21 protein-coding genes are annotated in these 19,262 nt (G+C 35.6%); 10 read left to right on the forward strand and 11 right to left on the reverse strand.

Annotation, left to right across the window (positions count from 1 at the left end; translation table 11 throughout):
• The first annotated feature begins 43 nt into the window (after positions 1-43).
• Genes ACMAYL_RS07005 through ACMAYL_RS07020 form a run of 4 tightly spaced genes read left to right on the forward strand, consistent with a single transcriptional unit; the run spans position 44 to position 2,245 of the window.
• On the forward strand, positions 44-565 hold the full coding sequence (locus ACMAYL_RS07005; RefSeq protein ID WP_103218935.1) for a redoxin family protein: 522 nt from the start codon (positions 44-46) through the stop codon (positions 563-565).
• Positions 566-567: 2 nt separating this feature from the next.
• The gene (locus ACMAYL_RS07010) at positions 568-945 is read left to right on the forward strand and encodes a hypothetical protein (RefSeq protein WP_412462990.1); all 378 of its coding nucleotides are present in this window, start codon (positions 568-570) and stop codon (positions 943-945) included.
• Positions 945-1,376 (forward strand): FixH family protein, encoded by a 432-nt coding sequence (locus ACMAYL_RS07015; protein WP_412462991.1) that lies wholly within the window; start codon positions 945-947, stop codon positions 1,374-1,376. The genes ACMAYL_RS07010 and ACMAYL_RS07015 overlap by 1 nt, the downstream gene beginning before the upstream one ends.
• The gene (locus tag ACMAYL_RS07020; RefSeq protein WP_412470917.1) at positions 1,358-2,245 is read left to right on the forward strand and encodes a hypothetical protein; all 888 of its coding nucleotides are present in this window, start codon (positions 1,358-1,360) and stop codon (positions 2,243-2,245) included. Before ACMAYL_RS07015 ends, ACMAYL_RS07020 begins: the two co-directional genes overlap by 19 nt.
• Here ACMAYL_RS07020 and recO read toward each other — a convergent pair.
• A complete protein-coding gene (gene recO / locus ACMAYL_RS07025; protein WP_103218931.1) occupies positions 2,240-3,037 on the reverse strand; it encodes a DNA repair protein RecO in 798 nt (265 codons plus the stop codon). The two genes, ACMAYL_RS07020 and recO, sit on opposite strands and share 6 nt — an antisense overlap.
• Entirely contained in the window at positions 3,025-3,987 is a 963-nt protein-coding gene (locus tag ACMAYL_RS07030) for a DEAD/DEAH box helicase (RefSeq protein WP_412470918.1), read from the reverse strand. The genes recO and ACMAYL_RS07030 overlap by 13 nt, the downstream gene beginning before the upstream one ends.
• Before the next feature lie 61 nt (positions 3,988-4,048).
• On the opposite strand from ACMAYL_RS07030, the gene ACMAYL_RS07035 reads away from it, so the two are divergent.
• Positions 4,049-4,753: an RsmE family RNA methyltransferase gene (locus tag ACMAYL_RS07035; RefSeq protein WP_392990773.1), complete on the forward strand. Its 705-nt coding sequence runs from the start codon at positions 4,049-4,051 to the stop codon at positions 4,751-4,753.
• A 1-nt stretch (position 4,754) separates the two neighbouring features.
• Positions 4,755-5,009: a NifU family protein gene (locus ACMAYL_RS07040; protein WP_021266260.1), complete on the forward strand. Its 255-nt coding sequence runs from the start codon at positions 4,755-4,757 to the stop codon at positions 5,007-5,009.
• Between the two features lie 40 nt (positions 5,010-5,049).
• Here the strand turns inward: ACMAYL_RS07040 and ACMAYL_RS07045 are convergent, their stop codons facing one another.
• From ACMAYL_RS07045 to ACMAYL_RS07055, 3 genes are all read right to left on the reverse strand, one after another.
• The gene (locus tag ACMAYL_RS07045; RefSeq protein ID WP_103218928.1) at positions 5,050-5,232 is read right to left on the reverse strand and encodes a hypothetical protein; all 183 of its coding nucleotides are present in this window, start codon (positions 5,230-5,232) and stop codon (positions 5,050-5,052) included.
• 96 nt (positions 5,233-5,328) lie between these two features.
• Complete coding sequence (locus ACMAYL_RS07050) at positions 5,329-6,135, reverse strand: nitrilase-related carbon-nitrogen hydrolase (RefSeq protein WP_103218927.1); 807 nt, start codon at positions 6,133-6,135, stop codon at positions 5,329-5,331.
• On the reverse strand, positions 6,135-7,448 hold the full coding sequence (locus ACMAYL_RS07055; RefSeq protein WP_103218926.1) for a UDP-glucose dehydrogenase family protein: 1,314 nt from the start codon (positions 7,446-7,448) through the stop codon (positions 6,135-6,137). Before ACMAYL_RS07055 ends, ACMAYL_RS07050 begins: the two co-directional genes overlap by 1 nt.
• Before the next feature lie 80 nt (positions 7,449-7,528).
• Between ACMAYL_RS07055 and ACMAYL_RS07060 the strand changes: the two genes are divergently transcribed.
• Positions 7,529-8,521 carry a lysylphosphatidylglycerol synthase transmembrane domain-containing protein gene (locus ACMAYL_RS07060; RefSeq protein ID WP_103218925.1) on the forward strand — a complete coding sequence of 331 codons (993 nt, stop codon included), beginning with the start codon at positions 7,529-7,531 and terminating at the stop codon, positions 8,519-8,521.
• 5 nt (positions 8,522-8,526) lie between these two features.
• On the opposite strand, the gene ACMAYL_RS07065 is transcribed toward ACMAYL_RS07060, so the two are convergent.
• The 5 genes from ACMAYL_RS07065 to ACMAYL_RS07085 form a co-directional block, all read right to left on the reverse strand.
• A complete protein-coding gene (locus ACMAYL_RS07065; RefSeq protein ID WP_103218924.1) occupies positions 8,527-9,147 on the reverse strand; it encodes a hypothetical protein in 621 nt (206 codons plus the stop codon).
• Positions 9,148-9,149: 2 nt separating this feature from the next.
• Positions 9,150-10,973, reverse strand: coding sequence for a translation elongation factor 4 (lepA, locus tag ACMAYL_RS07070; RefSeq protein WP_146037906.1), 1,824 nt, complete (start codon positions 10,971-10,973; stop codon positions 9,150-9,152).
• A gap of 89 nt (positions 10,974-11,062) precedes the next feature.
• Positions 11,063-12,295: a HAMP domain-containing protein gene (locus ACMAYL_RS07075; RefSeq protein WP_103218923.1), complete on the reverse strand. Its 1,233-nt coding sequence runs from the start codon at positions 12,293-12,295 to the stop codon at positions 11,063-11,065.
• A gap of 30 nt (positions 12,296-12,325) precedes the next feature.
• Positions 12,326-13,021 (reverse strand): potassium channel family protein, encoded by a 696-nt coding sequence (locus ACMAYL_RS07080; protein ID WP_021266154.1) that lies wholly within the window; start codon positions 13,019-13,021, stop codon positions 12,326-12,328.
• Between the two features lie 20 nt (positions 13,022-13,041).
• On the reverse strand, positions 13,042-14,772 hold the full coding sequence (locus ACMAYL_RS07085; protein WP_158246933.1) for a TrkH family potassium uptake protein: 1,731 nt from the start codon (positions 14,770-14,772) through the stop codon (positions 13,042-13,044).
• A 65-nt stretch (positions 14,773-14,837) separates the two neighbouring features.
• Between ACMAYL_RS07085 and ACMAYL_RS07090 the strand changes: the two genes are divergently transcribed.
• The 3 genes from ACMAYL_RS07090 (at position 14,838) to ACMAYL_RS07100 (ending at position 18,025) form a co-directional block, all read left to right on the forward strand.
• Positions 14,838-15,986 carry a class I SAM-dependent RNA methyltransferase gene (locus tag ACMAYL_RS07090; RefSeq protein WP_412469942.1) on the forward strand — a complete coding sequence of 383 codons (1,149 nt, stop codon included), beginning with the start codon at positions 14,838-14,840 and terminating at the stop codon, positions 15,984-15,986.
• A 97-nt stretch (positions 15,987-16,083) separates the two neighbouring features.
• Positions 16,084-16,887 carry a tetratricopeptide repeat protein gene (locus tag ACMAYL_RS07095; RefSeq protein ID WP_158246932.1) on the forward strand — a complete coding sequence of 268 codons (804 nt, stop codon included), beginning with the start codon at positions 16,084-16,086 and terminating at the stop codon, positions 16,885-16,887.
• A gap of 16 nt (positions 16,888-16,903) precedes the next feature.
• Complete coding sequence (locus ACMAYL_RS07100) at positions 16,904-18,025, forward strand: helix-turn-helix domain-containing protein (RefSeq protein ID WP_412470919.1); 1,122 nt, start codon at positions 16,904-16,906, stop codon at positions 18,023-18,025.
• Here the strand turns inward: ACMAYL_RS07100 and ACMAYL_RS07105 are convergent.
• The gene (locus ACMAYL_RS07105; RefSeq protein ID WP_103218918.1) at positions 18,022-19,203 is read right to left on the reverse strand and encodes an LptF/LptG family permease; all 1,182 of its coding nucleotides are present in this window, start codon (positions 19,201-19,203) and stop codon (positions 18,022-18,024) included. The two genes, ACMAYL_RS07100 and ACMAYL_RS07105, sit on opposite strands and share 4 nt — an antisense overlap.
• Between the last annotated feature and the right edge of the window lie 59 nt (positions 19,204-19,262).

A 19,262-nucleotide genomic window follows, 5' to 3' on the forward strand; every position in this document is an offset into this window, starting at 1 on the left:
TTGAATTCTTGTACTTCAATTAGAGATTTTATAAATATCACATATGAAATTACTAATTGCATTTATCTTCTCAAGTATAACTTTTGGGGCCTTCACAGAAGTTCGCTACGATTTATCAACACATAAAGAGAAACAAATTTCTCGAACTAAAAATAAGAAAGTTCTTATTTTTCTTTCACCAAGCTGTCCTTGCTCCCAAAAACAATTTGATTACATAAACTCTCTTGCAAAAAAGTTCAATAACATTGAATTTATTGGTTTTAGTTCTAACAAGCATATAAGTAAAAAGAAGGCCCTTGAGTACTTTGATCAATTCAAAATTAACTTTCCAATCTTTATCGATCAGGATCTTAAGTTTGCAAATAAGATGAATGCATTAAAGACCCCACATATTTTCTTATTAAATGAGAAAGAAGAAGTTATCTATCAAGGAGCTGTGACAAATAAGAGAAGCCCTGAATTATCGACGAAATTTTATTTAAATGATGTGCTAACTGCACTCAAAAATAATAAAGAGCTACCATATAAAGAATCAAAAGCACTTGGTTGCTATATCGCGAGGTAAATATGATTAAGACACTAATTACACTACTTATGACAGCTTCAATTGTTGCATGTCCTTACCAAATAGAATCTCAAAACTTATGTGTTGATCTTGAATGGACTAATGGGCCTTTTGATGGAAAACCATCTACATTTGAAGCCGTTGTCTTTGATAAAGATTCACTAGAGAGAGTGACACCGAAAGATTTAAAAGTATATGTATGGATGATGATGGCCAATGGGCATCAACATGGTGGGCCTGCAATCACTTGGTCATTTAATGAAGAGTCAATAATCAATGGAAATGCTAAGTTCTTCATGGGACATATGAAAGGTTACTGGCAAGTTCGCTTTGAATTAGACGGCGACATTACAGCTATTGATGTGGAGCTTAAGAAGTAATGAAACTATTGTCACTTACACTTCTATTCTTACTATTTACAAGCTGTGGAGATTCTCCCTTTTCTGGTGGTCTTAAAGAGTTAGTTAGTGGAGTTGATAATATTTCTAACGAAATACGTTTTGATACGGAGGCCTTAACTATTTTGAGACAGTGGGATAAAGGCCCAATAGTTTACGATAGTTCAACACTTACAATTACATTTAAAGACTCAGCAAATAACTTGAAAGATCCTGCAGGTGAATTCTCTGCCTACATCTGGATGCCAGATATGGGACATGGCTCATACCCAATTACTGTAACGAGAATAGCTACTGGAGTTTATCAACTTACTGATATCTATTTCACAATGGGTGGCCTCTGGGATTTTCACTTACAATTAAAAGATAACGGAAATTTATACGACTCTATATCATGGCCTCTTACACTTTAATTCTATTTACAATTATCTTTACTATTAGCACTTATGCGTCTTCATGCTGTGGCGGCGGAGCAAATATACCTAATATTATTCTTGGCGATCACCAATGGGAGGCAAAAATTAATTATGCCAACTCAGCAGTAACAAGTGAAGCCGGAGTAGATGGTAAGATTCATAATATTAATTCTAAAAATGAAGTAACAGAAACAATCGCCTTAAAAGGCAGTTATCTAATTGATAGCTACTTTCAATTTGCCTTTGATATACCAATCAAAAAAAGAACAGTTGAGTCTCCAACCCAAAGGACGAGTACCACAGAGATAGTCGATCCAAGCTTTCAATTTACTTGGGAGTTCTTACCGGAGTTAACTTATAATCTCATTAAGCCTCGTGGTTTTATATTCTTTAAACAGTTAATTCCAAATGGTAATTCAATATACAGCTATAACGATCCTCTATTGTCAGACTCCCTAAGCCGTGGTGTTTTTGAATCAACTCTAGGTTTTGCATTTTTTAAGGTAGTATACGAATACGATTATTCATTAACACTAGAAGGTCACTACGGTTTTAAAAGAACGATAGACAATAAAGAAGTAGAGCCAGGTTTTGGGTACTCTTCTTCCTTAGGATTTGGTTATAATCCAAATGCAACTATGCGCTTTGGAACTTCTTTAACTTATTGGCAAGACAGTGCCGTTAAGATAGATGGCATCGAAGGTGAAAACAAATACTACCTTTCAACGAGTTTCAATTACTCATATATGTTTACGAGAAGCTCTATTGTCTTAAATTACTCAGATGAAACAATTTTAAATATTGCAAAGAATACAAATTTAGCTAAGGCCATTTCACTTACATATAAAGTTTTTGAAGATCTATAATAATAAGCTTAGTGACTTATAATGTTCACGCTGCACGTGTTGATGGTAGCAAATATAATTCACTAATTGATTAAGATCCGACTTTTGAATATGTGTACTAACTTTATAATCCGAATACTTACTTGCAGCTACGTTAAGCATTTCGTTTCGAAGGCTCTTTCCCTCTTGCCCATTTACCAATCGTTGCTCTTCGAGACTTAAATGTGAGAAGTGAATAAAGCCACCTTGTTCAATTGAGAGTGACACAAAGTCATTATCACCAATTTCAACACCAGAGACGGCGCATGTTTCAGTTCGAGGAAAAATCCCCAATTCGACCATCGCCTTTACTAGAAAAATAAATAGTTCATGATTAGGATTAAAATCGCTAGCAGTAACTCGACTTTCCAAGCGAAAGATTGCATTTGAAAGAAGTCGAAAAATACCTTCATGACTTTTTTCACTTAAATCAAGATCATCTTTGTGCGTAATCTGTGGAGCAAAAGACTGACAAAGTTCGCAGAAAAAACAAAGAAGGTAGAATGCCATTGGATTATGTGAGATATTTTTATGACACCATTTTTCAACATGATCCTTACTAGTCAGTATTTCGAAACTATTTTTAACTCGGCCAAAGCCAACTTTAAAAAGATAACCAACTTGCAAGATAGAAGATACTTTCCTCTTTCCTCCTCCCTGTCCACCATAGAACATCACAGAAATTTTATTTCCGTTTCTGAGGAGTAAATTTCCAATCAAGTGTTTGTCTTGATATGGAATTTTGTTAATAAGAATGCCTTCTAATTCAACCATAATAATAAATCCTGACTCATTATAAAGAGATAATCACATATCTTGTAGTGAATTCTTTCCCACCACTTCTTCCCCTTTTCAAGAGCTCCAATGTATTGAAATTCCTCTCCAAATCGTCCTCCGCGACCTATCATTTGAAAATTTGTCGATTCATTTGGTTTATAACTAATATAAATATTCTCTATTCCATGTAAATTAACCCCGTGACTTAAGGCGCTAGTTGCAATAATTAAATCAGAGGGTGCCTGATTCTCTCTGACAACAAAATCCTTAACCTCTCCCCCCACGCAATAATCACAAGAAACACCTAATCTTTGAAAGAACTTATTCCAAAAAAAGACTTCTTTTCGTGATGAGCAAAACAGAATCGTTCGTCCCCTCTCAAAGAACAACTGCTCAAAGATAAGCTTCAATAAAAGAAGTGGCCTAATTAACATCCTCTTCTTTTTATACATATTTTTCTTTTGAAAATTTCCGATATTTAGAAAACAAAAATGCCTAAAATTATTTTCAACATCTCTTTCAATCACTCGATAAAGTTCGTCAGTGATTGTCGCACTTAAACCAATCACCTTTGTATTTCTAGAGGAAGAGATTTGATAGAGAAAATCAAGCAAGCGTGGACGAAAAGACTCTCCCCATTCGTAAAAGAGATGAAATTCATCAAGCACAAACAAGGAGTTGGATTTTAAAGCAAACTCTAAATCATCCCGAGAAAGCGACTCCACTGTCGTTAAAAAGATTCCTTTGTCAGAAATATTATTCACAACACAGTCCCTCTCCTTCAAATCTTCCAGTATTGAACGCAGCGGAGAGACAATAATAATCCTTTCAAAGTCCTCTAATAATTGCCAAATAAGTCTTGTTTTCCCCCAGCCCATAGGGGCCATAAATAAAGTGAATGAATGCTCTCTATTGACGATCTGTGACAAAGTTGCTTTAAAATCCATACCCAAGAGGTGCAAGAAGTGGTAAAAGAGTTAAAGCTATAACTCATTAAAATTAAAGAACATGAATTCTGTCATAATTAGAAAAGAGCAAATTCACGATTCAAAAGCTGTTCTCACACAAGAACAGTCGAAGCATTTACTTGAAATTGTAAAAGTAAAAGTTGGCGACGAACTCAAAGGGACAATTCTTGAAGAAGGTCTAACGACTATTACTGTAAGTAATATTAGCGATGGAATTGTTGAAGTAGAAATTGGGCAAGTCAGAAAAGGGCTTCACTTTCCAATTGAGTTGATTATTGCAGCTTCAAGACCTCCTACAATGAAAAAAGTGTTTGAGCACTGTAGTGCTATGGGTGCAAGTCACTTTCATATTTTTAAGGCCATTTTAAGTGATAAGAGCTATCTCACTTCTAAAGTTTATGAGCGCTTTCAAGAATTATCAGAACTTGGCGTTAGTCAGTCTGCTGTTTTCTATAAAGCTCCAACTCTTAAGAAGACTTATCAATATGAGGATATAGAAGCGAAAGGTGTTCAACGATTTATTCTCTCACCTTATGCCACAACAAAGTTAAAAGATGTTAAAATAGATATTGAAAGACCATTACAATTGGCCATTGGCCCAGAGCGTGGATGGACCAACCAAGAAATAACTGAATTTAAAAATCTTGGTTTTGAAGAAATCAGCATAGGTCCTTCAATTATGAGAGTTGAAAATGCCTCAATCGCAATCCTTGGCCACTTAAACCAATTAATGGATAGGAAATAATATGCTTAGAAAAATTGAAAAACTTTTTGATGAACAAGTAAGACCAGCTCTTGCTGCTCACGGTGGTAATATCGAATTAATCGATTACGATAATGATAAACTTTATGTAAAGATGACTGGTGGTTGTCAGGGTTGTTCTGCTTCACAGGCAACGCTTACAGATGGTGTTGCAAGACTTGTTAAGCAAAACTTTCCAGACATAGTAGAAGTTGTGGATGTTACAGATCACTCAAAGGGTGATAATCCGTTTATGTAAAAAAATAGCTCCCAGTCGGGAGCTATCAGCTTATTAAAGTTTAAGCGACTTTAGTATGTTCTTCTAATTCGGACTCGCGCATTCCATAGTCTTCATTTGCATGAGAAATTGATCTTCTCACCCTATCCTCAGTCTCCCAATAACTTAATCCTGAAAGGATAATACTTCCGCTGGTGGCAAATGCCATGACTGTAGTCACGAGTATAATCTCTAGTAATTCCATATTTGCCTCCTTAATCTAATCATATAGACTTATCGGCAGATAAATGTGGAATACCTCCAAATTCTACTCAATTTTCAATAAATTTAAATACTTAGATTAGAGAATGACTCTTGAACGGGCCTCAAGAATTTGCTCTTTTTTGAGTCTTACAATAGACACACCTTCTTCATTTTTTTGATCAGAAAGAATCTCGCCCCAAGGGTTAATAACAAGGGAGTGTCCGTAAGTGTGAATGCCAGGATTATTTTCACCACTCTGTGCACTGGCCACGACATAACACTGTCCTTCAATTGAACGAGCTCGTAATAGAGTATGCCAATGTGCCTTTCCAGTAGGAACAGTGAACGCTGAAGCAAAAGTAATCAGATCGACCTTATTATCGTAGTAATACTGAAGGAACTTTGGATATCGAAGATCAAAACAAATTGCGATACCAATTTTCCAGCCAAGAATATCAATAATTAAAGGATCATTTCCTGCTGTATAAATATCAGCTTCATTAACTTTCTTATGAATCTCATTTCCCTGTTCATCTACAGTTGTGATGTCACAAGAAAATAAATGGCACTTGTCGTAGCTACCAATAACACAACCTTTAGGATCCAAGTTAATGGCCTTATTATAAATAGCTGTATTACTTTTAAAAGCAACAGAGCCCCCAACAAGGAAGAGCCCAGAATCAATGGCCAATTGCCTGATGTTATCAAAGTGTTCATTGTCCCACTCCACAAGGTATGGACTTGGCATGCGGCCATTTGAGATTGAATAAAAACACTCAGGCAGGAAGGCCACTTGGGCCCCCGCTTCTTTTGCCTGAGATAAGTATTTTTTAATTTTTTTTAGATTCGATTGATAATCGAGAGATGAAGAAATTTGAATATTGGCGATAACCAATTCATTCATTAAATTTTCTTTCCGATCGCGTAGTAAGTGAATCCTTCCGCTAAAACTTTTTCTGTTTTAAATAAGTTTCTTGCATCAAAGATGATTTTACCATTTAAGCGCGAAGAGATTTCAGTAAAGTCAGGAGTAGAGAATTCTCTCCATTCAGTTACAGTAACCATAGCGTCACATCCACTTAAACAGTCATACTTATTAGCTACTTGCTCAATAGATGAGTGATACTTTTCATCCACAGCTTTCATGAAGTTTGGTCCACCTTCAGGATCGAAGAAACGAATCTTTGCACCAGCATCGATTAGGTCCTTTGCCATATAAATTGCAGGAGACTCACGAACATCATCAGTATTTGCTTTAAATGCTACACCCCAAAATGCAAAAGTTTTTCCACTTAAGTCTTCACCAAAATGCTTTTTGATTTTTGTTGCCATGTAAAGTTTTTGCTCATCATTTACATCTTCAGTTGATTCAATGACTCTTAGAGTATGCCCATGTTCTTTAGCTGTATAAATTAAGGCCTTCACGTCTTTTGGAAAACATGATCCACCATAACCAGGGCCCGGATATAAGAAGTGTGGTCCAATTCTTCGATCACTTGAGATTCCTTGGCGAACCTCATTAATGTCTGCACCAAGAGTGTCACAAAGTCTTGCAATGTCATTAATGAAAGAAATCTTAGTCGCTAGAAAACAGTTTGCCGCATACTTTGTCATCTCTGCTGAAAGATTAGACATCATATAAATTGGGTTACCTTGTTTTACTAATGGCTCGTAAAGCTCTTCCATAGCTTGCGCTGCGTACGGGTCGTTGTGACCGATAACTACACGATCAGGTCTCATGAAGTCTTCAATTGCTGATCCTTCTTTTAAGAACTCTGGGTTATTTACGATATGAAATTTCTTGTCAGTATTTTTTGCAACAATCTCTTTTACTTTCTCACATGTTCCAATTGGAACTGTTGATTTAATAACAATGATTGCATCATCACTAATATTTTTTGCTACATCTTCGGCAGCTTGAAATAAATATGAAAGATTTGCACTTCCATCATCTCCAGAAGGAGTTCCAACCGCAAGAAAGATTGACTTAGAATCTTTTACTGATTCAAGACCTGTTGAGAAAGTTAGTCTCTCTGCTTTAATATTTCTTTCTAGTAGATCGTTAAGTCCTGGTTCAAAAATTGGTGATTCACCACGTCTCATCATTGCAACTTTATTTTCATCGATATCAACACAAGTAACCTTGTGACCGATTTCCGCAAAACAAGTTCCACTTACTAAACCTACATATCCTGTTCCAATAACTGTAATTTTCAAGCTTTTATCCTTTTTAAAAATTGGTACTAGATTAGCACCTTTTATGCTAAGTTTTAAGTCTAAATAAGGACTTCAACAGTATGCTCAAGGCGTCATTCCAGACAATTCTCAAAGTAGTTTTCGCAATTGCTATCCTGACATGGCTTGCAAAGTCAGACAAGCTTGACCTTGGGCTAATAAACAAAGTACTTGAAAATGGGCCATGGGCCCTGATCTCATTTACTCTGTTAGTGTGTGGTTCATTTATTGCAGCTTTTCGCTGGTCACTTCTCCTTAAAACAAAAAGTGAAAAGATTCATATAAAGAAAATTTATCCAATTAATTTGATTGGACAATTCTTTTCCACTTTTCTCCCAGGTGTTGTAACTGGTGACTTCTTAAAACTTCTCTATGTTAGAGATTGTGATCGAAATTTAAAAAGATCATTTCTTTTAAGTACTGCACTTATTGATCGAATCATTGGCCTTATTGGCCTTTTAATTGTCGGTGGCTCCTCTTCGATTTATTTTTATTCGGAACTGATCGTTTTATCACCAAAGGTAAAACCTCTCATTTCATTCAATATTATGCTTCTACTTGGTGCACTTGGTTTTGTCTTAGTACTCTTTATGCCGGTAAGAATTAAAAGACATGTCATTGAATTAATAAAAATTCTACCAATTGTTGGAGATAAGATTGCAAATATTACTGAAACGTTTTGGAAAATTGGTGAAAGTCGAAGCGTGATATTAAAATCAATTGGCCTCTCAGTGATAGTCCACATCTTTGCAATTAGCGCTTTCTGGAGTTTAGTTCATTCTTTCCTAGATACAAATATTGGAATTAAACAACTTTTTAGTATTATCCCTATTGGGCTGATTTCAATAGCTATTCCAATATCTCCTGCAGGAGCAGGTGTTGGCCACCTTGTTTTTGAAGAGCTCTTTAAGGCACTGGGACAAGATAAAGGTGCTTCATTTTTCAATCTCTACTTCTTAGTAGCAATTTCAGTGAATCTTCTAGGTGTCATTCCATACGTTCTTTGGAAAAAGAAGCACACCTTCAAAGAAGCTGAAGCACTTGAAGAAAATTAAGTAAATTAGTTAAAAACAAAAATCTTTTTCGGATCGATATGGCCGTACTGACGCCACTTAGTCTTTAAAGCTTCAATCCTTAAAAGAAATTGCATATCTCTTTTACGATCATTTAGCTTTCTGACTTTCTTAGATTCCTTAACAAGCGGCCCTCTCGCATCATAAGGAAGAACAGAGATATCATCTAATAACATCGTCTTTCCTTCGTGAGAAATTGTTCGAGCAATGAATAAGTCATCTTTTACTAGTTGTAACGTAAACTCATTCTTAGGAATATAGAATTTAGTATTATGTAGAATGTCTTTAAAGACATGCTTTTTAAAAAGATTTTGTCCACGGTATTCAAAAAGAGAATGATTAATACTTAACATTGAATCTTTTTGATTTTCTTCAATTGAGATTTCATTAACAAATTTCTTAATAAGTGGCCCATTATCATCGAAGTCACGTTGAGTGATATACCAGTAAACGAATCCATTCATACGAGATTCGTAATCCTCATCCTCTTCCGATAATTTCCCAGCAAGCTTAAAATACTCTTCTTTTGCTGATCTTAATTTGTCATAGTATTCATTCGACGAAAACTTAGTTACAGCATCGTCTAAAATACTTCTCAATTCTTCCATGTTTATTTTTTCCCACCACTACTTTCTTCATCTACAGCAAGAACGGCCAAGAATGCTTCTTGTGGAACTTCTACGGATCCAACCATCTTCATTCTCTTCTTACCTTCTTTCTGCTTTTCAAGTAGTTTTCTCTTCCTTGAAACGTCACCACCGTAACACTTAGCAAGTACGTTCTTACGAAGTGCCTTTACAGTTTCACGAGCAACAATTTTAGCACCAATTGCAGCCTGAATGGCAATATCAAATTGCTGACGATCAATAATCTTTCTTAATCGCCCTACAAGATCACGACCCTTATAGTATGCATTATCAACGTGACAAATAATTGATAGAGCATCAACTTTCTCACTATTTAAAAGGACATCAACCTTAACAAGTTTTGAGGCTTGATAACCTTTGAACTCGTAATCCATCGATGCATATCCCTTAGTGTAACTTTTTAACTTATCATAGAAGTCAAAAACCATCTCACTTAGTGGAAGATCATAAGTAACCTGCACACGCTCTTCAGTAATATATTTCATATCTGTCTGAATACCGCGCTTTTCCTCACATAGACGAATAATCTTACCAACAAATTCGTTTGGTACGTGAATTGAGATTGAAACAACCGGCTCAGTAATTTCTTCAAATTTTCCAGGCTCAGGCATTGTTGAAGGGTTTTCAACATCAACAATCTCACCGTCATTCATCTTAACTTTATAAGACACAGAAGGTGCAGTTGAAATTAAATTTAAACTAAATTCACGCTCAAGACGTTCTTGAATAATATTCATGTGAAGTAGACCAAGGAATCCACAACGGAAACCAAAGCCTAGTGCCTGAGATGTTTCAGGCTCGTATGTAAATGAAGAATCATTTAGCGCTAGTTTTTCTAGAGCATCTTTTAATACTTCATAATCATGAGATTCAACAGGGAAGATACCACAGAAAACCATTGGCTTTACTTCTTCGTATCCACCTAAACTTGGCGTATCTTTCTTCTTAGCATTAACAACTGTATCCCCAACCTTTACGTCACGAATATTTTTAATACCGCAGATAACCATCCCAACTTCACCGGCACCGAGTTCTTTTACCTCAGTAAAGAACGGAGTGTTCACAGCAAGCTTAAGAACTTCATATTCTTGATCTGAATTCTTAAGATAGATAATATCTTTCTTATTAATCGTACCTTCAACCACTCTGAGTAAGAAGATTACACCCTGATACGGGTCAAACCATGAGTCAAAAATTAGACCCTGAAGATCTTTATTTGGGTCCCCTTTAGGACAAGGGATTTTTTCAATAATCGATTCAAGTAGGTCTTCTACACCAAGTCCTGACTTAGCTGAAACTTCATCAGCATCTAATGCTTCAATACCAACAACATCTTCAATCTCTTGCTTAACACGTTCTGCATCTGCGTGAGGAAGATCAATTTTATTAAGGACAGGCATGATTTCAAGATCATTTTCCATGGCCATATAAACGTTAGCAAGAGTTTGCGCTTCAACACCTTGAGAGGCATCAACAACAAGAAGAGCACCATCACAAGAAGCAAGTGATCTTGAAACTTCATATGAGAAGTCAACGTGACCCGGAGTATCGATGATATTTAGGTAGTAAGTCTGTCCATCGCGGGCCTTGTAGTTCAATCGAACAGTTTGTGCCTTAATGGTAATCCCACGCTCTTTTTCAAGCTCCATATTATCGAGAATACGATCAGATTTCTCGCGATCAGTAATTGAACCTGTTTTTTCAATTAAACGATCCGCAAGAGTCGATTTCCCGTGGTCAATATGTGCAATAATGGAAAAATTTCGAATTAGTTTCCTATCAATCATTGTATCTATAACTCCGCTAAATTCCACGAATCATAGCACATATTTCTAGGGATAACTATATTTTCGAGAGTTTTGAGGCACCTAAATACTTAAGATGCCTGAACTTCTTTTGACATTACCATTAAGTAATAATCTAGTGACGAGTCGCGTCCACGAATTGGAATTACTGACGCATAGCCTTCGTAAATATATTCAACTACTTCCTCGATATCTTCATGAGACTCACCTGCTTCATCCCCTTCGATATCAACCTTTACAGAAATCTTATCTCCAATCTCTTTATCTGATTTAGCTGAGTCATCGCGCTTAGCGATTTTGATTTCCTGGTTTTCAATCTTAGAACGACGCTTAATGGCAAGTTCATATGTTTCAATGATGCACTGAGGAATAATTGAATCTGTCATCACTTTACCAATTGTATCTTCTGATTGAACCTGAAGAAGTTGGTAAATCTGATTATTCATATACATGAGCTCACCCTTGGCATTTGTTAAAAGAACAGGTCTCTTAACCATATTGGCAAGTACATCAAACTTTCTATTCTCTACAACAATCTTATCTGCACGTAACTCTTCAAACTTTTTGAAAGAGTGAATCATCTTATTCATCTCTTGAGCAATCTCTCCAATCTCGTCATCTTGCGAATAGTAGATCGAAACGTCGAAGTTACAATCTTGTAGCTCTCGAATAGCATCTTTAATCTTCTTAAATGGTAAAGCAATTTTACCAGGGATAACTAGACCTAAAATAATCGTCCAAAGAAATGCAATAATTAGAGTAATCATCATCTTGCGTTTAGTTTCGTTGATGATTCCTTTAATTTTCTCTTCTCTTTCCACATTCTGATAATACTGAATGTCTTGAAACTCAGAGAATGCATCAAGAATTTTATCGGCCAGCTCACCTATGGAAGTCATTCCGATATTATTTCGATGGAATAAAGAAGCTTTACTTAGAATAACCTTCAATGAATCGGTATAAGAGAGCATTTGTCCAATAATCTTTTTAACCTCTGGTTCATCGTAGTGAGTATCAAGTCTTTGAAGTTGTGATGTAAAAGACTCACAAAGGTTTAGAATTCTTTCCACCATCTCTGGAGTTGGTTTTTTTGTGAGAATCCTTCTTTGATTCTTTAAAATCGCAACCGCTGAAATCCTAACCTCGTCAGTAATAAGAGTTACTTTATTTGAACGATCAGTAATCGACTCAATTTCTTTATTGAGGTTATTTAAATGATAAAAAACGATGAACGCTAGAAGAATTACAACTGCTGCTGCAAATGAAAAACTCCAGGCGACTCGATTTCTTAGTGATAAATTCAAAATTATTCCCCTTTATGCGACGTCAAAGACTTATGCATCCTCAAGATCAGCAAAAAGTTTATTAAAATTCTTTTCACTTCCAACTAGAACAACGATGTCATCTGATTCGATAATATCCATCGGCATTGGACAATCGTTAATTTCCATACGATAAGCAGACTTACCGTCTTCAGTGATATATGGAACCTTCTTTTGAAGGGCAACAATATTAAGTGAATAGTTTTGACGAATCTTACTCTCTACCAGAGTCTTTCCTTCAAATTTCTTTCCAAGCTTAAGCTCGACAATAGAATATCCGGCCGCAAAGTTATAACGCTGAAGAACGTGAGGAGCAATAATCTTAGAAGCGACGATTTCCCCCATCTCCTCTTCAACTTTAATAATTTCAGAAGCACCAATTTCATGAAGAACGTGCTCGTGAAGTTTTGAAGTAGCACGGGCAATTACACGACCTACACCAAGCTTTCGAAGCATTGTTACGGCCATAATCGACATCTGAATATTGTCACCAATGGCAACAACCGCAGTATCAACGTCAGAAATATTTACAGATCGTAGAGATCTTTCATCAGTAACATCTAGTGCAACAGCGTGTGTTGTACGGTCTTTAATTTTATCAACGAGCTCATCATTCTTATCAATAGCAATTACCTCGGCTCCCTTTTCAAAAAGTCCAACCGCAGTTTTTGCTCCAAATGTCCCTAGCCCGATAACAGCAACTAGCATATAAAATCCTTTATCTAATTTTAACCAATCATTATTCGTCCGTCAGGGTAGTCTAATTTACCTGAGTATTTCTGTCTCTCACCAATTGCTAAGATTAGAGTTAAAGGACCAATACGTCCAATAAGCATCAGAATAGAAATTGCGACTTTCCCTGCGACTGTTAAAAATGGAGTAACTCCAAGAGTGAGCCCAACTGTTCCCCCTGCACTTAGAACTTCAAAGAAAAGTGGTAAGAAGTTTTGATTTGGCTCTATTTTCATCATGATAAAAATAAATGATGTTGAAACGACAATAGAGATGAACATAAGTGCTGTTGCCTTAACAACAACAGGTCCAGCAATTTTGCGATCAAACATCATAACGTTTTTATCACCTTTTAGTGTTGATATAATAGACTGAACAAGAATAGCAAGAGTCGTCGTCTTAACCCCACCGGCCGTCGAACCTGGTGAACCACCGATGAACATAAACATGGCCATCATATAAATCGTATACGAATGAAGATTCGTCAGAGGAATCGTGTTGAATCCCGCAGTTCTAAGGGTAATTGATTGGAAGACAGAAATCTGAATTTTCTCCCAAAGATTATAACTATCAAGAGCACCAAGAAACTCTCCAAAGAAAATAAAAATTGCACCACCAACAGTAAGAGCTAATGAAGTTATAAGAACAACTTTAGTGTGCATCCCTAAACGAACAATCGTCTTCTCTCTAGTGACAACTTCCTTTAATTCCTTTAGAGCAATGAAACCAATTCCTCCAAGAGAAATAAGAATTGCAATAGTTCCGTGAATTAATGGATTAGTAGCATAATTTTCAAGAGAGTTATCAAATAGAGCAAAACCAGCATTACAAAATGCAGAAACACTATGGAAGAATCCGTAGTACATTGCCTGGCCAAATTCAAAGCCTTCGAAAGTGAAACCAATCGTTAAGATAATGGCCCCCCAAAGCTCAATAATAAAAGTATATTTAACAATATTGATAATCATAGCAAAGAGCTCTTCCAGAGAAGAAACATCGAGAAGGTCCTGCATGATGATACGATCTTTCATCTTCATCGATCGACCTAGAACAATGGCCATAGAAGAGTAAAGGGTCATAATGGAAAGACCACCAATTTGAATTAGTCCTAAGATGACCAATTGTCCGACCACACTAAAACTCGTATTCGTTCCAAGGGTTGAAAGTCCTGTAACACAAGTTGCCGAGGTTGCAGTAAAGAGGGCATCCACAAAACTGATACTTACTCCATCTGCAGCAGAGAGAGGAAGCATGAGTAATAAAGTCCCTGCCATGATAACCCCACCAAAGGTGAAGAGAACAAGCTGAGCAGACGTTAATTTGATTTTACTAAAGAGCGTATCAAAACGATTCTTATACTCTCGATTTGTTGGCTCTCCCCCATCATCATATAAAGATAAAATAGTCGAGAGTAAGTGCGCGCTGGCGAGCAAATAGGTAAACTTTAAATCACCCCAAGTAATGAGTGTCGGTATAAATACGAGTAAAGAAAATGAATATCGACGAAAAAAGTCTTCACCATTTTTTGCTTCAATCATGTTCTTAATAACCGTTAAAGCAATGGCAATTGGGACTACCCAAACCATTAAGTCTAGGGTATTCACGATAAACTTTTGATTCCAACTGGCCGGGATCTTCTTATTATCGTAGAGAGTGAATAAGAGGATAAAACTACCGTTGAAAAAAAGTTCAAACAGGAATGACAATTTTTGTAATAATGATGCCATATTCTTTAATAATATTACTAATTTAGCTAAGTTGATACTTATAGCAGATTGAGACATATTTTCCTATGACTAAAAAGAAGAAACCAAACAAAGAGATCAAGTTTCCAAAAACTTTCCCAATCGATTTCAAAGTCGAACACCTCGACTCTCTTGGTCAAGGAGTTTCAAAATCAAATGGAATTGCTTTTATTCAAAAAACACTTCCCGGAGAAGAAGGAAAGGCCCTTGTATACAAGTCTAAGAAAAGTATTCAATTTGCAAGCTTAACTGAATTAACTAAGAAGTCCCAATTACGTACTGATTCTGAATGTCCTTACTATAGCGAGTGTGGAGGTTGTCACTTCCTACATACTAGTTATGAAAATGAGATTGAGTTTAAAAAGAAAGCTTATCTCGACAACTTTAGTCGCCAATTTAAAATCGACTTAAGTGAATCTCTGATTATTCATAAAGCAGACGAACGCTATAAATATCGAAATCGTATTCAACTTCATTATAATAAGAAGGACAACTCTCTTGGCTTTTTTAACGATTCAAATTCTAAAATCATTACAATTAAAAATTGTTTAATGGCAAATGATGACATTAATAGTGAATTAGCAGTGCTTCATGAAGACTGGCAAAGTGATGCAAAAAAAAGCAAAGGCCATGTTGAATTATTTCAACGAGATGGAAAAATTTTAAAAACATTTGATTCCTACTACTCAGCGGAAGGGTTCTTACAAGTAAATCCACCGATGAATGAACGCCTATTAACACTAGTTAATGAATATATGAGTAAAGTCACAAGTAACTCCTCTATCACTGTTGATTTATTTGGAGGAAGCGGAAATATTACAAAAGCACTTTCACATCGTACTGTTGTCATGGATGCAACTCCGACTAAATTTATCAAGTTACAAAATAAAGAGCATCAGGAATATATTGAATTAGATATCTACCACCACACGGCCATAAAGAAGCTAGAGGAAATGGCAATTACAGAAATTGATCTTCTTGTAATTGATCCTCCTCGAAGTGGACTTAAAAATATTGATGAATTCACTAAAATCCTAAAGCCAAAACATATCGTATATGTCAGTTGTAATAACCAAACTCTGGCCAGAGATACCCATAAAATTCAATCAGAATATCGTATTGAAGAGTCGCACATGTTCGACTTTTTTCCTGGTACCCGACACTTTGAATCAGTTATCTTCTTCGCGCATAGGTAACGATTGTAAGTTCTTAGATTAACATTGTAATGGGCACTGAAAGCCATTACAATTAAAGAGTATATTCTCTTTTTAATCTAACGTTTTTGGTGAAATGATGAAACGAACTACAGTTACTTTTCTATTTGCAACATTAATTGGAATCATGACGACTTCATGTTCTTCGAATCAGAAAGCAGAACAGTTAAAGAAGGCAGAGCTCTTCTATACATATGGTACTCAAAAAATGATCGATAAGGATTACTCTCAAGCACTTGAAGCTTTAGAGAATGCGAATCAATTAAATCCTAATGATACAAAAACTTTAAACAATCTTGGTCTTGCATACTACTTTAAAAATAGACCAGAAAAAGCAAAGTTCTACTTTAATCAGTCGATTAAAATAGATAATAAAAACTCAGACGCTAGAAATAACCTTGCTTCAATTTATTTCAAAGAAGGTGATTACAATAAAGCAGAAGAGCACTACAAAATTGTTTTAAAAGACCTTATTTATCGCTACAACTATCGAGTTAAGTACAACCTATCTCTTATAGAACTTAAGAGAGGAAACAAAGATGCAGCAGTTAAGTACCTTCAAGAAGTTACTGGCTACACACTAGACTATTGTCCTGCTCCTTATCAATTGGCCCTAATCTATAAGAAAGATGGAAATATCAAAGAGGCCATCAAGAACTTAAATATTGCAACAACAGGTGAATGTAAGAAAGAGATTGCACCAAAGTTTGAACTTGCAGAAATCTATCGTTCTCTTGGTGAAGCTAAGAAGGCACTACCTCTTTACAACGAAATTATTGAGCAGTTCCCAAGAACTGATTATGCGAAAAGAAGCTTAGTAATCAAGAATAATCTAATGAAGAATGTTTATTACTCAAACAAATTTGAAACTGATAATTTATAATTAAAAAGGCGTAATAATGGAACAGGAAGTTGCAAAAGAAGCCCAAAACCTATCTCTAGGAAAATATCTCCAAAAGGCCAGAGATAAGAAAGATCTAAGTATCGAAGCAGTAAGCAGACATACTAGAATCAACCTAACAAACCTTTCGGCACTTGAAGCGGACGACGTCGAGCGATTACCTAATATCGCTTACGTAAGAGGTTTCGTTAAGACACTGGCAAAAACTTATGACATTGATGTCGAAGAAGCAACAAGAAAGCTTGAAGAGCTTTATGGCGAAACTGCAAGTGAACAGATACAACCGCTTGAAGCAACAGACTTCCCTCAAGCAAACGTAGAGAAGAAGCAGGATCTTGTTAAAAAAGAAGTACAGATTTCGGACTCTCTAAAATATAAATTACTAGGTGTTGTTGCGGCCTTCTCTATTGGTATTTTTATTTTTATTAATCTTGATAAATCCAGAGAAGTAGATACTGGTGAAGAAACTAAAGAAGTCGTTGTCGAAGCACAAGTGTTAGATGAGAACACTCCGCTACAAGAAGAAAGCGTTGAAGAGACAGAAACAACTTCACAAGAAGCAACAAGTGAAGATGCTACAGAGCAAGTAGTAGAAGAGACAAAACCTGAAGTTATCGTTGAAACTAAAAAAGAAGAAAAGCCAGAAGAAAAAAAGGTAGAAGAAAAAGAAGAAAAAGAGCTTAATTTCTACAATCTTCCTTCTCCACTCTTTGCATTCAAGGATATCTCAGAAGATGAGAAGAATGAGATTATTCCAGCAAATATCAGAGCTGCATTTGAAGATGGAAAACAAAATATTTTTCTAAAAGCTATGACTGGTGATTCTTGGATTGTTTATCAAAGTGATGAAGATCCAATCAAAAAGTTCACGCTTAAAGAAGGAAGGTATCTTCTAATTAAGGGTGATAAGATTCTACTTCGCCTAGGAAATATTGATGCTCTAAACGTATTTTATAATGGTGAACTACTAGGTATGAATTCTCGCTCAGGGGTCAAAAGCTTAGTTTTCCCTGTTGAAATTGCAAAAGATTACAAGTTACCACTGTTTATTTTTGATAAAAACGGTGGTGTTCAAACATCTAAAGAATATTTAGAACAAAAAGAAAATTCTCAAAACTAAGAATTCCAATCTAATTTTTTATAATAACTAATTCCAATAGCTCCTGTGACTACCGCTGGTAAGAACAGGACTAATGGGATTGGTAAATTACTTTTCTTAGCAACAGACACACCAGAGAAATAAAGAGTGTAATAAACAATCGTTACCAAAAGAGCTAATGCACTAGTATTACGAGTTGCACCTCTCCCCTTTTTTACACCAAAGACAAAGCCTAAAAGAGCAAAAACAATACATTGAATAGGTATCGTAAAACGTTCCCAATACTCAATATTTCCCTTTCTTATATCATCTTCTAGCTTATCCTTTATCTTCTTCGTCTTAGTATTTTTTAATTGGCCCTTTAGCTTTCTAATATGTCTTCTCAGCTCGTTAGATGACATCATACTTGCCTTGTTAACACTCGAAAAACTCTGACCTGTTACTATTGGATATTCATACGTTTCAAATAGAATTTTTTCTACTTCATGGCCTTCTTTATCAATAGAAATAATACTTCCATTGAAAAAATCAAATCTAATATTTAAACCACTTGAGTCTCCATCAGACTTTGGCTTATTCAAGACTCCTTGTTTGGCCATAATTACTTTATCAACACCATCTTTAGAAGAGATTCTCAAAAAAACATTTTCTAATATCTTTCCATCATCCTTCACATCTTCAGCAAAAAGAATTACCCCAGGAATCTCTGTAAAAAATTGTTCTTTTTTAATATCTGTCAGAATTCCCTTTGATCCAAGTTGCTTAAAAGTATTCCTGAATATTTTCTTTGAAGTAGGAATCATATTCGTATTTAAAGAAACGACAGAGACAGCAATAAGAATTGAGATAATAAAATAAGGAGAAAAAATTCTGTGCTTATTAATTCCCATGGCCCTCAATGCAACAATTTCTGAGTCTTCACTTAATTTATTTAGTGTATAGATCATTGCAAAAAGAATCGATAACGGAGTCGCCATTGGGATGAAACTAATAGAGATATGGCCAAGAATTTCTAAAAATTGAAAAATTCCTACACCTTTTTTTGTCACAAGCCTCATGAATTTGAACAGTTGTGTCGTTAAGAGGAAGGCAACAAAGAAAGTAAGACTCATCGCAAAAGGGACAATAAAGTTTGACGCAAGGTATCTTTGAAATATCTTAGTTGGGATTAAATCTTTGATCTTTTTGACTGCGTCCATGAAAACCCTTAGCGACTGTTGTCATACTTTGTCTTTTTGTATAGTTACTGCTAGTTTAT

The sequence above is a fragment of the Halobacteriovorax sp. RT-2-4 genome, assembly GCF_047085445.1.
GTDB lineage: Bacteria > Bdellovibrionota > Bacteriovoracia > Bacteriovoracales > Bacteriovoracaceae > Halobacteriovorax_A.